Raw genomic sequence first — 13,950 nt, forward strand, 5'->3', positions numbered from 1 at the left:
TCGCGACGCCGGTGCATGGCGTTGCGGTTATCTTCATTTTTAACGATCAGTGTGATTTCAGGCACCGTGCGCCACCGACCCCTGTCGGTGGCGGGGGCGCTGCCGCCGGTTCGTATCCGGGAGCAGATGGCGCCTGCACGGGCGAGGAACGAGGGAACGGGTCGCAGACGAGATGAGCCTGGAAAGCGACATCGCCGTGCTGCGGAAAGTCCGCCTTTTCGATGATCTGGAAACCGAGCAGCTGCGCCTTCTCGCCTTCGGCGCGGAGCATCGCCGGCTGCGCGCCGGCGAATTCGTCTATCGCGAGGCGGCGCGGGCCGACGCCGGCTTCGTCATCGCCTCCGGCAGCGTGGTCCTCACCCGGGGTCGTCCCGAGCGGGAGAAATTCATCGGCGTCTTCGGGCCGGGCGACCTTCTCGGGGAACTCGCGCTTCTGACGGAGACGGTCCGGCCAGCCAGCGCCAAGGCGGAAACCGACTGCGACCTGATCCGCATCGGCCGGCCGCTGTTTCGCCGGATGCTCGAGGAATATCCGGACTTTGCGCTCGGCGTGCAGGCCAGGCTGCGCGACGACCTCGCCGACATGACCAGCCGCATCGGCAAGATGGAAGGCCGCTTCCGCGACTAGCGCCTGAGCGCCGCTGCCAGGTTCTTCGGCGCGTAGCGACGCCTCTGCGTATCGCCGTCATCGTTGAGGATGATCGCCACGGTCTTGCCGACCCGCTGCACAGCGCTTGAATGAACCGATTCGTTGAGCGGTTTCAGCGGCCGCCCTTCGCCATCTGTGGGGAAATAGGCCCGTTCCAGGAGGCTGGTGCGGAATGAGGCGCCGTGGATCTGCCGGATCGTCGGCGTCAGCCGGTCCTTGCGGGAGAGGTTGAAACGCGATTCGTGCTGCGGCGCGTACGGATCGAGGGAAGCGTCGGCCCGCAGCAGCGGCTCTGCCGGCCGGTCCTCGTCCTCCCACTGCAGCGCCAGCCCGCATTGCTCGGCCTTACCGGCCATCCAGGCGAGCGGGATATCGGCGAGCCGGCGGTCGGCGTAGCCGCCACCGACATCGGAATGCGCCCCGGCGAACCAGCACTGCTCGACGTGCGCGCCGGCGGGTACGGTGCCCGTCCAGAGCGTCGGCACGAATTCGTCGCGATATTCGTCGATGGCCAGAGCATGGAAGGCGTTGGCGACGATCTTCGACGGCGTCGTGTCGTGGAACTCGTGCGAGGCGTCGATCTGCAGCCCGACAATGCTCTTCGGAATGCCGAGCGCACCGACCGTGTCCCAGACGCCGACGAAGGTGATCTCCGGGTCGTGGTGGCAGTCGCTACCCGCCACGGCGCAGAAATCCTTCGAGGAGCGGGGGCCGACGCGGCGATAATAGGCCCAGGCGGCGGGCAGATCGGCGAGCCGCTGGCGCTTCAGAAGCCCGGCGCTCGAGATGAAGCCGGCGAGGCTCCGTGCCGAGAAGGCGCCGCGCGAGAAGCCGAACAGGAAGATCTCGTCGGCCGCGACGTCCTTGCCGCCCTCCTTGCGGGCCGGGCGATAGTTCTGCGCCAGGAACATGTAGGCGGATCGGATATTGTCCTCGACGCCTGCCCCGGTCGCCCCTGCCAGAAGCCGCTGGATCTGCGTTCCGGTCGACCCGACGCCGCGCAGATAGAGAACGATCTGCTGCATGTCGCCGCTATTGCCGCGCACGGCGCGCGCAATCCGCTGGACATTGGTCGCGCTCTTGTCGCTGTCGTCGGCATTGTTCCAGGTGCCGTCGAAACATACCACCAGACGCTTGCGCATGCGGCTCCTCCGGCGCCCGCAACGAACGGCGGTCACATCCTTACGCTACGGCAGGAGGAAAGCCATCGCAATCGGCGGCCCGGTCAACCCGGCGTGTCAGCGAAGCGCGCGATCACCGGCACGTGGTCGGACGGCCGGTCCCAGCTGCGCGCCGCGCTCAGCACCTCGACCGTTTCCAGCTGCGGGGCGAGGTCGTGCGAACCCCAGACATGGTCCAGCCGGCGGCCACGATTGGAGACCGTCCAATCGCGGTTGCGATAGCTCCACCAGGTGAAGAGCTCGCCCTCCGGAACATGCCGGCGCATCATGTCGGTCCAGTTCCCCTCGCCTTGCGCCCGCAGCAGGCCCTCGGTCTCGACCGGCGTGTGCGAGACGACCTTGAGCAGCTGCTTATGCGACCAGACGTCGGCCTCGAGCGGCGCGATGTTGAGGTCGCCGACGAGCAGCGCCGAGACACCGGGCTCGGCCTCGGCGTTCATCAGCCGCAGTTCCTCGACGAAATCGAGCTTGTGGCGAAACTTGGGATTGATCGCCGGATCCGGCTCGTCGCCACCCGCGGGCACATAGAGATTGTGGATGCGGATGCGCCGGTCACCGGCCACCAGCCGCGTCGACAGATGCCGCGCGTCGCCGACGGCACAGAAGTCCTGGCGGACGATGTCCTCGAACGGCACCCGGGAGATCGTCGCGACGCCGTGATAGCCCTTCTGGCCATGCAGGGCGATGTGATCGTAGCCGAGTGCCCGAAACGCCTTTTCCGGAAACTGGTCGTTCGGGCACTTGGTCTCCTGCAGGCAGAGGACGTCCGGCGCATGCTCGCGCAGCAGACGCTCCACCAGCGGCAGGCGCAGCCGCACCGAGTTGATGTTCCAGGTGGCGATTGAAAAAGGCATTGGCGAGGTCCGGCTGGAGGTCGCGCCCGGCTTATGGAAGCAACGCCGTTACCGCAACCCTTGCCGAGACCGGCAACCGGCCGATGTCACCCCCGGCAGCGTGCGCGGGAGGCGTTGAAACATGTTCGAAGGCTTCGAGGAAAAGACGATCGCCGGCGAGGGCGCCGACATCTTCGTGCGCATCGCCGGCTCCGGTCCGCCGCTCCTGCTGCTGCACGGCTATCCGCAGACCGGTGCCATGTGGGCCCGTATCGCCCCGCGCCTCGCCGAGCGCTTCACCGTCGTCATCCCGGATCTGCGCGGCTATGGCCGATCGTCCGCCCCGGCCAACATTCCGGACAATCTCGCCTACTCGAAGCGTGCGATGGGACGCGACTGTGCGGCGGTCATGCAGGCGCTCGACCATCAGCGTTTCCACGTCGCCGGCCACGACCGGGGCGCCCGCGTCGCCTACCGGATGGCGCTGGACATGCCGGAGCGGGTGGAAAGACTGGCCGTACTGGACATCGTGCCGGTGGCGGAGGTCTGGGAGCGGATGGACGCGACGTCAGCGATGAAGGTCTATCACTGGCTGTTCCTTGCGCAGCCCGCACCCTTCCCGGAGACGCTGATCGGCGCCGATCCGGTGATGTTCCTCGATCACACGATCGCCAGCTGGACCAAGACGAACACGCTCGACGCGTTCGATCCCGCAGCGCTCGAGGAATACCGGCGCGCTTTCGCCCGGCCCGCGACCATCGCTGCGACCTGCAACGACTACCGGGCGGGGGCCACGATCGACTGGCAGCTGGATCGGGAAGATCGGGATGCCGGCCGGCGCATCAAGGCGCCGACCCTGCTGCTGTGGGGTTCCGCCGGCATTCCCGGAGAGGGCCACGACCCGCTGGCGGTCTGGCGGCCATGGTGCGACCGGCTCGAGGCACAGGCCATCGATGCCGGCCACTTCATCGTCGAGGAGGCGCCGGAAGCGACGCTGCGCGCGCTCGAAGCCTTCTTCGCGGCGTGACGGTCAGTTGCCGGTCTGGCCCTGGCTGATCGCGGTGTAGGGTATCTGGAACGCCGAGGCCTGGATGTTTCCGCCCTGCTGGACGTCGTAGATCATCACCGAGGTGTCCTTGCCCTGCTGGTCGCGGATCGTCCACTGCTTGAGCTCGTAGGTCTTGGGGTCGAACATCATGGTGATGCGCGAGGTCCCGAAGACCGACTTGTCGCCCATGACGATCGTCGTCAGGTCCGGCTCTTCCTTGACGCTCTGGATGTTGGCCGCCGACAGGTCGATCCGCCGGTCGAGCAACAGCTTCAGCGGCGTCTTCGACAGCGGATAGAGATCCCAGGTGTTGAGCTTGCGGTTGTTGATCGCGACGTTCGAACCGTCGGCGATCACCCGCAGCGGGGTCGACGCGTAGTCGAACCGAACCTTGCCGGGGCGTTCGATGAAGAACTTGCCCTCGGTCTGGCGGCCATTCGGATCGAACTGGATGAACGATCCGTGCATCGACTGGACGTTGGAGAAATGATCGGCGATCCGCTGCGCAGCCGCGCTCGCCTGCGCCGCAGCGGAGGTGGCGCTCAGCGGCAGCAAGGCCGCGACGGCGACGAAGGCGGCGGAGAGGACGGCAACGAGACGGCGCCCGTTGCGGGGGAACATGCTGGTAATGGCCATGATGGTCGAGGCTTCCCTTTCGAAGTCGCCCTTCGGACAGGGCCACCCCCGTGAGGGCGTGGCTTTCCGTTTATGTCGGAACGCGACCATGGCCGCGCAATGGGGCGCGCGAATGGCGGCGCGCCGCATGAGCCTCACATCCGGTCGTCTTCGGTCGGCACCAGGATCTCGCGCTTGCCGGCATGGTTGGCCGGGCCGACGATCCCCTCCTTCTCCATCCGCTCGATGATCGAGGCGGCGCGGTTGTAGCCGATCGACAGCCGCCGCTGGACGTAGGAGGTCGAGGCCTTGCCGTCGCGCAGCACCACCGCCACGGCCTGGTCGTAGAGGTCGGCGCCCTCGTCGACGTCGCCGCCGCCGCTGCCGCCGGAAGCGCCGGCAGCGGCCCCCCCGTCTTCGTCGTCATCCTCGAGGATCGCGTCGAGATAGTCCGGCACGCCCTGCGACTTCAGGTGCCGGACGATGTCCTCGACCTCGGAATCGTCGACGAACGGTCCGTGGACACGCTGGATGCGGCCACCGCCGGCCATGAACAGCATGTCGCCCATGCCGAGCAGCTGCTCGGCGCCCTGCTCCTGCAGGATCGTGCGAGAGTCGATCTTCGAGGTCACCTGGAAGGAGATGCGGGTCGGGAAGTTCGCCTTGATCGTGCCGGTGATGACGTCCACCGACGGGCGCTGCGTCGCCATGATGACGTGGATGCCGGCGGCACGGGCCATCTGGGCGAGGCGCTGGACCGTGCCTTCGATGTCCTTGCCGGCGACCATCATCAGGTCGGCCATCTCGTCGATGATGACGACGATGAACGGCAACGGCTCGAGATCGAACTCCTCGGTCTCGAAGATCGGCTCGCCGCTCTCGCGGTCGAAGCCGGTCTGCACCGTCCGGGAGATCGTCTCGCCCTTCTCCAGCGCCTGGCGCACCCGCGTGTTGAAGCCGTCGATGTTGCGCACGCCCACCTTCGACATCTTGCGGTAGCGGTCCTCCATCTCCTTGACCGTCCATTTCAGCGCGACGACCGCCTTCTTGGGATCGGTGACGACCGGCGCTAGGAGATGCGGGATGCCGTCATAGACCGACAGTTCCAGCATCTTCGGGTCGATCATGATCATCCGGCACTCGGCCGGCGTCAGCCGGTAGAGCAGCGACAGGATCATGGTGTTGATCGACACCGACTTGCCCGAGCCGGTGGTACCGGCGACGAGGAGATGCGGCATCTTGGCAAGGTCGGCGATCACCGGCTCGCCGCCGATCGTCTTGCCGAGCGCCAGCGCCAGCCGGCTCTTGTTCTGGATGAAGCTTTCCGAGGCGATCATCTCGCGGAAATAGACGGTCTCGCGGCGCTGGTTCGGCAGCTCGATGCCGATGGCGTTCTTGCCGGGAATGACCGCGACGCGGGCCGCGATGGCGCTCATCGAGCGGGCGATGTCGTCGGCAAGGCCGATCACGCGGCTCGACTTGATGCCGGGCGCGGGCTCCAGCTCGTAAAGCGTGACGACCGGCCCCGGCCGCACCTCGATGATCTCGCCCTTGACACCGAAATCCTCCAGCACGCCCTCGAGCAGCCGGGCGTTCTCCTGCAGCACCTCCGGCGACAGCGAGGAATCGCGGCTGCGCGCCTTGGGCGGGGTCAGGAAGTCCACCGACGGCAGAATGAAGGGCGCTGCCGGGGCGTGGCCCGCGGCGGGCTGCAGCGCGACGGCCCGCCCGGAGCCGCTGCGCAGCTTGCGCTGTTCGGCGGTGATGGTCGCCTGGGGGACAACGCGGGCGGCAGGCTCCGTGGGCCGGGAAGCCGGCTCGCGCGCCGGAGCGCCGGAGCGGGCAGCGCCTGCGACACCGTTGGCAGCTGGCGTCTCAGCCTTGCGGCGGCCGGGGAAGGCGACAATGTTGCCGGCCAGGAGGCCGCGCCAGCCTCCCTGCTCCTCGGCGATCGGCGCGGCATTGGGCGATACGCGGTCGCCCGGTCCGATCACGAAGGCGTCGTCGTCGAGATCGGGCGCAGTGTGCACGCTGTCGTTGCCCTCGTCCCAGGGCATCTCACCTGCGGCATCGTCAGCATAGGCCGGCGCGTCGCCGTCCATCGGATCGTAATAGTCGCCGTCCGTCGGCTCGGACACCGACACGCGGATCTCGCGCTGCGCGGCGCGCGGCTGCGGCGCCGGGATCGGCGCGTCGAGATCGTCCTCGTCCTGCCAGTCGTCGAAGCGGTCGCCGAATTCGCGCGGAGCCTTGGCGGCGCGGCGCGCCTCCAGCCGGCGGCCGATCGCCGAGCGGGCTGAATAGGCGGTATGGGCGAGCGCACCGAAGAGGAGCGCGAAGCGGCTCTCTCCGGCATCTTCGTCGTCGACCTCGTCGAGCGGCGCGGAGCGGCGCCCGGCCTGCGCCGGGGAGGCCCCGCGACGGTCGATGAGGCCGGCCCCATTGAGGAACAGCCAGCCCGCCGGCCCCGCCATCATCAGCGCCAGGACGAGGGCCAGGAATCCTTCGGGAAAGGCGCCCGTTGCGAGCGCCGGGAATTTCAGGACGATGTCGCCCGCAACGCCGCCAAGGCCGATCGGCAGCGGCCAGCCTTCGGGCGCCGGCAGGCAGCCGAGCGCGGCTGCGGCGAGCACGATTCCGGCGACGCCGTACCAGGCGCGGCGCCAGATATGGTCGATGCTGCGGCCGGACAGAAGGATCAACCCCCAGATCGCCGGCAGCGCCACCAGGAGTGCTGCGGCGAGACCGAAGACCTGCATGGCGAGGTCGGCGACGATGGCGCCCGAGGGACCCGCCCAGTTCTCCACCATGTTCTGGTTCGACTGGCTGAGGGAGGGATCGGTGACGGTCCAGGTGGCGCAGGCCACGCCCAGATAGACCGCGAGGCCGAGCAGGCCCGCCGCGCCAGCGATCTCCCCCTGCCGCCGGATGAAGGAGGTTTCCCCGTCGCGCGCCGCCGTCTGTGCCATTGCCATCGCCCTGTCTCGTCTCCTCGGACCCTGCCGCGCCGGGCGAGTCCGCTGCTTGCGGGGAGACTAGGAGGGCGAGGTTAAGACCCGCTTAAGCTTAAGAGGGCCTTACGAACGGTGGTGAACTAAGGCGGACAGCCGAGACCCCGGATGGCGGTTTCCCCGGTGCTCGGCTCCTGAAACAAGAAAGGGCGGGCGATCGCTCGCCCGTCCTTTCTGGCGTCTGCGAAGCTCTCGCTTCAGGCGTGGTAGGCGGCCTCGCCGTGATAGCTGAGGTCGAGCCCTTCGCGCTCCTGCTCGGGGGTGGGGCGCAGGCCGATGACCAGGTCGACGAGTTTGAACAGGATCGCCGAGACGATGCCGCACCACAGGATGGTCACCAGCACGGCCCAGACCTGCGTCGTGGTCTGGCCGACGATGGAGAAGTCCTCCGCACCGGTGCCGCCGAGCCACGGCGCGGTGAAGATGCCGGTGCCGATCGCGCCCACGATGCCGCCGATGCCGTGGATGCCGAACACGTCGAGGCTGTCGTCGTAGCCGAACCTGTTCTTCACCACCGAGACGAAGAAGTAGCAGCAGCCGCTGGCCAGCGCGCCGAGGACGATCGCCCCCACCGGGCCGATCGTGCCGCAGGCCGGCGTCACCGCGACGAGCCCCGCGACCATGCCGGATGCCGCACCGAGCATCGAGGCCTTGCCGCGCATCGTGGTTTCGATGAGGCACCATGCGACCAGGGCGCCCGCCGTGGCGGTGAAGGTGTTCAGCATCGCCAGCACCGCGCCGGAGGTCGCCTCGAGGTTCGACCCGGCATTGAAGCCGAACCAGCCGACCCACAGGATCGAGGCGCCAACCATGGTCAGCGTCATCGAGTGCGGCGCCATGTTGTCGCGGCCGAGGCCGGTGCGCTTGCCCACGAACAGGCAGCCAACCAGCGCCGCGATGCCTGCATTGATGTGGACGACGGTGCCACCGGCGAAGTCCAGGGCGCCCCAGTTGAAGATCAGGCCCGAGCCGTCCCACACCATGTGCGCGATGGGGAAGTAGACGAAGGTCACCCAGAGGATGGTGAACAGCACCACGGCCGAGAAACGGATCCGCTCGGCGAAGGCGCCGACGATCAGCGCCGGGGTGATCACCGCGAAGGTCATCTGGAAGGCGATGAACAGATATTCCGGGATGGCGACGCCGTCGCTGAAGGTCGCGGAGGTGGAGTCCATCGTCACGCCGGCGAGGAACAGCTTGCCGAGCCCGCCCCAGTAGGGACTGGTGCCGCCGCCGAAGGCGAAGGAGTACCCCCAGAGCACCCAGACGATCATCACAACGCCGGTGATGACGGTGCACTGCATCAGCACCGACAGCATGTTCTTCGCCCGCACCAGGCCGCCGTAGAACAGCGCCAGGCCCGGCATCGTCATGAACAGGACGAGAAGCGTCGCGGTCATCATCCACGCAACGTCGCCCTTGTCGACGATCGGGGCAGCTTCTGCAGCCGGGGCAGCAGCCGTGGCCGCCGCATCCTGGGCGATGGCCGGTCCAGCCGCCACGACGAGGGCCGCAGCGGCCCCAAGGCAGGCGCCGGCGGCGGCCATCTGCCGAAGCAATCGAAATGATCTCGACATCAGTTGCAACTTTCCAACACAGCCCGGATGGCGGGCCTGCCCGGGAGCATCCATGCGTCCCGCAGTGAGTTAAACAAATCGCGTGCCAGATTCCGGCGTACCGTCACGGCCGGCCCGGCGCAGCGCCGAGGCGGCAGGAAGCACAGCACGAGACGGGTTCGATCTGCCATAGACGGCAGCAGAATGCATACTATTTAGGCATTTCCGGCAGCCAGCCTTACGGCATCGGCGTTAAAAAGGGCCCCCTTTGGGAGCCCTTTTTCTTCTTGTCGACTGCTGGCCGTCAGCTACGCCCGACGGCGAACTCCGGATAGGCTTCGACGCCGACCTCGCTTCGATCGAGACCGAGTGCCTCCTCCTCGTCGCTCACCCGAATGCCGATCACCGCCTTGATGATCGCCCAGACGATGAGGCTGCCAAAGAACGCGAAGACGCCATAGGCCGCGACGCCGATCAGCTGGGTGACGAAGCTCGTCTCCGCGTTGGTCAGCGGCACCGCGAGCGTCCCCCAGATACCGGCGAAGAGGTGGACCGGGATCGCGCCCACCACGTCGTCGATCTTCAGCCTGTTGAGCAGCGGAACGGTCAGCACCACGATGACACCGCCGACACTGCCGATCAGGATCGCCGCCAGCGGCGACGGCTGCAGCGGCTCGGCGGTGATCGAGACCAGACCCGCAAGCGCGCCGTTGAGCACCATCGTGACGTCGACCCGCTTGTAGATGATCTGCAGGAGGATCATCGCCGTGACGACGCCGCCCGCCGCCGCGAGGTTGGTGTTGGCGAAGATGCGCGACACGTCGGTCACGTCGGTGATCGTTCCCATCGCGAGCTGTGACGCGCCGTTGAACCCGAACCAGCCGAGCCACAGGATGAACGTGCCGAGCGTCGCGAGAGGGATCGAGGATCCCGGCATCGCGATGCCGTGCCCGTCCGCGGCGAAGCGGCCCTTGCGTGCGCCGAGAAGAAGCGCGCCCGCCAGCGCCGCCCAGCCACCGACCGAGTGGACCAGCGTCGAGCCGGCGAAGTCGGAGAAGCCCATTTCGGACAGCCAGCCGGCGCCCCACTGCCAGGAACCGGCGATCGGGTAGATGAAGCCGGTGAGGACGACGGTGAACAGCAGGAATGGCCACAGGCGGATCCGCTCGGCCAGCGTGCCGGAGACGATCGAGGCGGCCGTCGCCACGAACACCATCTGGAAGAACCAGTCCGATGCCGTCGAATAGCCGGTGGCGAGATTGTCGCCGCCGACGGGATCGAAGGAATAGGTCCCGAATGAGCCGATGTAGCCGCCGTCAACCCCCGTATACATCAGGTTGTAGCCGACGATCCAGTACATGAGGCCGGCGATGGAATAGAGCGCGACATTCTTCAGGCACTGCATCGACACGTTCTTGGAACGGACGAGACCGGCTTCGAGCATGGCAAAGCCGGCGGCCATCCACATCACGAGGAAGCCGCCGATCAGGAACAGCAAGGTGTTGAAGATGTAGGCGACTTCCGGCTGCACTGCAGGTGCCGGAGCCTCGGCGGCAGCCGCCGCGGCATCGGGTGCTACGTCCTGGGCGAAGGCCGCGGTGGCGGCCAGTCCGACGAAAACGCCGGCAAGTGTCAGTGTCTTTCTGATGGTCATGTGATGCCGTGTCCCCGCTCTCAAAGTGCGTTCACATCGATCTCGCCGGTGCGGATGCGCACGGCGGAATCGATGCTGAAGACGAAGATCTTGCCGTCGCCGATCTGGCCGGTCTTGGCGGCGATCTGGATCGCCTCGACGGCGCGCTCGACCATGTCGACCGGCACCGCAACCTCGATCTTCAGCTTCGGCAGGAAGCTGACGGCGTACTCGGTGCCGCGGTAGATCTCCGTGTGCCCCTTCTGCCGTCCGTAACCTTTGACCTCGGTTACGGTGAGGCCCTGGATGCCGACGCTCGTCAGCGCCTCGCGGACCTCGTCAAGCTTGAATGGCTTGATGATCGCCATCACGATTTTCATGTTCACCTCGCAGCTTTGACGGCCGCCGTGGCACGGCCGCCGAGTTGAGCCAACCGCCGGATTGGGCGGAACGCCCGCACGGTGACTGACTCAGGGTAATCAAGGCGCGTGCCAAACCGGCTGCGAGGCCGCGACCGGCGCGCCAGTGCGCAAATACGGCCTAAAAGTGCCCTGCCTTCGAATGAGGCAGGGTGGCGCTGCATAATGAAACGTCAGATGAAGGATTTTTGCCTACAGATTATGCAGGCTGCGCACGGCGTGGTCTGATGAGCCCTTCCTGCGCCACCGAAGCGACCAGCGTGCCGTCGAGGGCGAAGAGCGAGCCGCGAGTCAAACCGCGGGCCCCGGACGAGGACGGGCTGTCTTGGGAATAGAGTAGCCATTCCGACGCCCGGGCCGGCCGGTGGAACCACATCGCGTGGTCGAGGCTTGCCGCCTGCACCTTGTCGTTGAACACGGACAGGCCGTGGGCGAACAGCGCCGTGTCGAGCAGCGTCATGTCTGAGATATAGGCGAGGACGGCGGTGTTGAGGTCGCGATCGTCGCCGATCTCGCCGGAGGCCCGGACCCAGACCTGCTGGAACGGCTCGAGCTTGTCGCTGCTGACGTAATGGTCGAACGACACCGGCCGGAACTCGATGGGCCGCGGCCGCTGCCAGTAGCGGCGAACCGGCTCGGGCGCATGCTTGAGGATCGTCTCGGTGATGGCCTGGCCGTGCGGCAGATCGTCCGGAAGCGGCACGTCCGGCATCGACGCCTGGTGGTCGAAGCCCGGCTCGTCCTTCTGGAACGAGGCCGAGAGCGAGAAGATCGCGTGGCCGTGCTGGATCGCCACGACACGGCGCGTGGTGAAGGACCCGCCATCGCGGATCCGGTCGACGTCGTAGATGATCGGCGCCGCCGGATCGCCGGGCCGCATGAAATAGGAATGCAGCGAGTGGCAGTGGCGCTCCGCCGGCACGGTGCGCTGCGCCGCGACCAGCGCCTGGGCGATCACCTGGCCGCCGAACACGCGCTGCCAGGTCTGGTCCGGACTGGTGCCGCGAAAGAGGTTTTCCTCGAGCCGTTCGAGGTCGAGTGTCGCCAGGAGCTTTTCAACGGCCATCGTCATACTAGTCTACTCCGCGGTTGCGGGGGCCGTCGCACCCGCTTACCTGCGGCGTTGCACCAGGGGCGCGGGATCGTCAAGCCGCAGCACCGGGCCGCATCGCCCCGCGAGAAGGATAATGGCATGAGCGACATGATCGACGGACCGACAGGCGAGCGCGCCGACATCGTCATAGCCGGCGCCGGCTATGTCGGGCTGACGACGGCGGTGGCGATCGCCGACGCCGCGCCGCATTTGTCGATCGTCGTCGTCGACGCCGCGCCCGAGGGCGTCTGGCGCAAGGACGAGCGCGCCTCCGCCGTCGCCGCTGCCGCCATCCGGATGCTCGAACGCCTGCAGATCTGGGACGCGGTGCGCGACGAGGCGCAGCCGATCACTGAGATGATCGTCACCGATTCGCGCACCGCCGATCCTGTGCGCCCGGTCTTCCTCACCTTCGGCGGCGAGGCAAAGCCCGGCGAGCCCTTCGCCCACATGCTGCCCAACGTCGCGTTGAACCAGGCGCTGCGCGAGCGCGCCGAGGCCCTTGGCATCAGCATTCGCCAGTCGGTCGCCGTGGCAGGCATCGAGCCGGGCATGGCATCGATCGGCGTCCGCCTCGCCGATGGCGGCACGATCGCGGCGCGCCTGCTCATCGCATGCGACGGCGTGCGCTCCAAGATCCGCGACATGGCCGGCATCAGGACGGTTCACTGGGATTACGGCCAGTCCGGTATCGTCGCGACGGTGGCGCATGAGCGCCCGCACGAGGGCCGTGCCGAGGAGCATTTCCTGCCTTCCGGCCCGTTCGCCATCCTGCCGCTGAAGGGCAACCGCTCGTCGCTGGTCTGGACCGAGCCGACTCGTGAGGCCGAACGGCTGGTCGCTTCCGACGACCTCTTGTTCGAGATGGAGCTCGAGCGGCGCTTCGGCCACAAGCTTGGCGCGCTGACCGTCGAAGGGGGCCGACGCGCCTTCCCGCTCGGGCTGACGCTCGCCCGCGACTTCGTGAGGCCGCGCATCGCGCTCGCCGGCGACGCCGCCCACGGCATCCACCCGATCGCCGGCCAGGGGCTCAATCTCGGCTTCAAGGACGCCGCGGCCCTCGCCCAGACCATCGTCGAGGCCGAGCGTCTCGGCCTCGACATCGGCGCACTCGACGTACTGGAGACCTACCAGCGCTGGCGGCGCTTCGACACGCTGCAGATGGGCATCACCACCGACGTGCTGAACCGGCTGTTCTCCAACGACAGCCGGCTGTTGCGGGCGGCCCGTTCGTTCGGCCTGTCGCTCGTCGACCGTGCCCCGCCGCTGAAGGAGTTCTTCATCGGCCAGGCCGCCGGCCTCACCAAGGGACCCTCGCCGCGCCTGCTCCAGGGCGAGCCAATCTGAGTGCTTCTGCCGGCCGGGGACGGAATCGGTCGCCGCTTCGGTCCCTGGCAGCAAATTCTTTCTCCTAGCCGGCCCACAAGGCAATCACAGCCGCCGCGTCACGGCGGCCTTCGGCCTATCTAAAGGCCAACGTCCCGCATCGCGGGGCATGATTGTTGTTTGTCGCACGCAGGAGATGCCGATGGCCGCCGAACACCGGGCCGGATCCAAGGTCAGGGGTGATACCCTCCCGGCGATCCTGATGGCGAACCACCTCCTCGACGGCGACGTCGTGTTTCTGGCCGAGTCCGGCTGGACGCTCGACCCGTCCGCCGCGCGCATCGCCTTCGACGCGGAGAGCGCCGCGACGATGGAAGCCGAAGGCAAGGCCGCCTTCGTCGCCAATCTGGTGGTCGATCCGTATCTGGTGCCGGTCGACCTGACCAAGACCGGCCTACCGCGCGCCCGGCATTTCCGCGACGCCATGCGGCAGAAGGGCCCGTCCATCCATCCGGACATGGGCAAGCAGGCCGAATTCACCACGCCGGCCTGAGCGCGCGCACGGTCCGCGGGTCGCGGATCGCTA

12 protein-coding genes are annotated in these 13,950 nt (G+C 67.5%); 4 read left to right on the forward strand and 8 right to left on the reverse strand.

The window, feature by feature from the left end; all coding sequences use genetic code 11:
- Positions 1-172: 172 nt before the first annotated feature.
- A complete protein-coding gene (locus GGR03_RS14200; protein ID WP_183209071.1) occupies positions 173-628 on the forward strand; it encodes a cyclic nucleotide-binding domain-containing protein in 456 nt (151 codons plus the stop codon).
- On the opposite strand, the gene GGR03_RS14205 is transcribed toward GGR03_RS14200, so the two are convergent.
- Positions 625-1,791 (reverse strand): DUF2235 domain-containing protein, encoded by a 1,167-nt coding sequence (locus GGR03_RS14205; RefSeq protein ID WP_183209073.1) that lies wholly within the window; start codon positions 1,789-1,791, stop codon positions 625-627. The two genes, GGR03_RS14200 and GGR03_RS14205, sit on opposite strands and share 4 nt — an antisense overlap.
- Positions 1,792-1,874: 83 nt before the next feature.
- Positions 1,875-2,684 carry an exodeoxyribonuclease III gene (locus GGR03_RS14210; protein ID WP_183209076.1) on the reverse strand — a complete coding sequence of 270 codons (810 nt, stop codon included), beginning with the start codon at positions 2,682-2,684 and terminating at the stop codon, positions 1,875-1,877.
- A gap of 121 nt (positions 2,685-2,805) precedes the next feature.
- Between GGR03_RS14210 and GGR03_RS14215 the strand changes: the two genes are divergently transcribed.
- On the forward strand, positions 2,806-3,690 hold the full coding sequence (locus GGR03_RS14215; protein ID WP_183209078.1) for an alpha/beta fold hydrolase: 885 nt from the start codon (positions 2,806-2,808) through the stop codon (positions 3,688-3,690).
- 3 nt (positions 3,691-3,693) lie between these two features.
- Here the strand turns inward: GGR03_RS14215 and GGR03_RS14220 are convergent, their stop codons facing one another.
- The 6 genes from GGR03_RS14220 to tesB all read right to left on the reverse strand — a co-directional run bounded on the left by GGR03_RS14220 (position 3,694) and on the right by tesB (position 12,017).
- Entirely contained in the window at positions 3,694-4,347 is a 654-nt protein-coding gene (locus GGR03_RS14220) for an outer-membrane lipoprotein carrier protein LolA (protein WP_183209080.1), read from the reverse strand.
- Positions 4,348-4,481: 134 nt separating this feature from the next.
- On the reverse strand, positions 4,482-7,295 hold the full coding sequence (locus tag GGR03_RS14225; RefSeq protein WP_183209271.1) for an FtsK/SpoIIIE family DNA translocase: 2,814 nt from the start codon (positions 7,293-7,295) through the stop codon (positions 4,482-4,484).
- Between the two features lie 239 nt (positions 7,296-7,534).
- Positions 7,535-8,914 (reverse strand): ammonium transporter, encoded by a 1,380-nt coding sequence (locus GGR03_RS14230; RefSeq protein WP_183209082.1) that lies wholly within the window; start codon positions 8,912-8,914, stop codon positions 7,535-7,537.
- A gap of 283 nt (positions 8,915-9,197) precedes the next feature.
- Positions 9,198-10,547, reverse strand: a complete 1,350-nt coding sequence (locus tag GGR03_RS14235; protein ID WP_183209085.1) for an ammonium transporter — start codon at positions 10,545-10,547, stop codon at positions 9,198-9,200.
- A 20-nt stretch (positions 10,548-10,567) separates the two neighbouring features.
- Entirely contained in the window at positions 10,568-10,906 is a 339-nt protein-coding gene (locus GGR03_RS14240) for a P-II family nitrogen regulator (RefSeq protein WP_183209087.1), read from the reverse strand.
- Between the two features lie 238 nt (positions 10,907-11,144).
- Positions 11,145-12,017 carry an acyl-CoA thioesterase II gene (gene tesB / locus GGR03_RS14245; protein ID WP_183209089.1) on the reverse strand — a complete coding sequence of 291 codons (873 nt, stop codon included), beginning with the start codon at positions 12,015-12,017 and terminating at the stop codon, positions 11,145-11,147.
- Between the two features lie 120 nt (positions 12,018-12,137).
- Here tesB and GGR03_RS14250 point away from each other — a divergent pair, with 120 nt between their 5' ends.
- Together GGR03_RS14250 and GGR03_RS14255 are read left to right on the forward strand one after the other, a co-directional pair.
- Positions 12,138-13,385, forward strand: a complete 1,248-nt coding sequence (locus GGR03_RS14250) for a ubiquinone biosynthesis hydroxylase (protein WP_183209091.1) — start codon at positions 12,138-12,140, stop codon at positions 13,383-13,385.
- Positions 13,386-13,566: 181 nt separating this feature from the next.
- Positions 13,567-13,917: a DUF2849 domain-containing protein gene (locus GGR03_RS14255; protein ID WP_183209093.1), complete on the forward strand. Its 351-nt coding sequence runs from the start codon at positions 13,567-13,569 to the stop codon at positions 13,915-13,917.
- The last annotated feature ends 33 nt before the right edge of the window (positions 13,918-13,950 follow it).

This window comes from Aurantimonas endophytica (assembly GCF_014196845.1).
Taxonomy (GTDB): Bacteria; Pseudomonadota; Alphaproteobacteria; order Rhizobiales; family Rhizobiaceae; genus Aurantimonas; species Aurantimonas endophytica.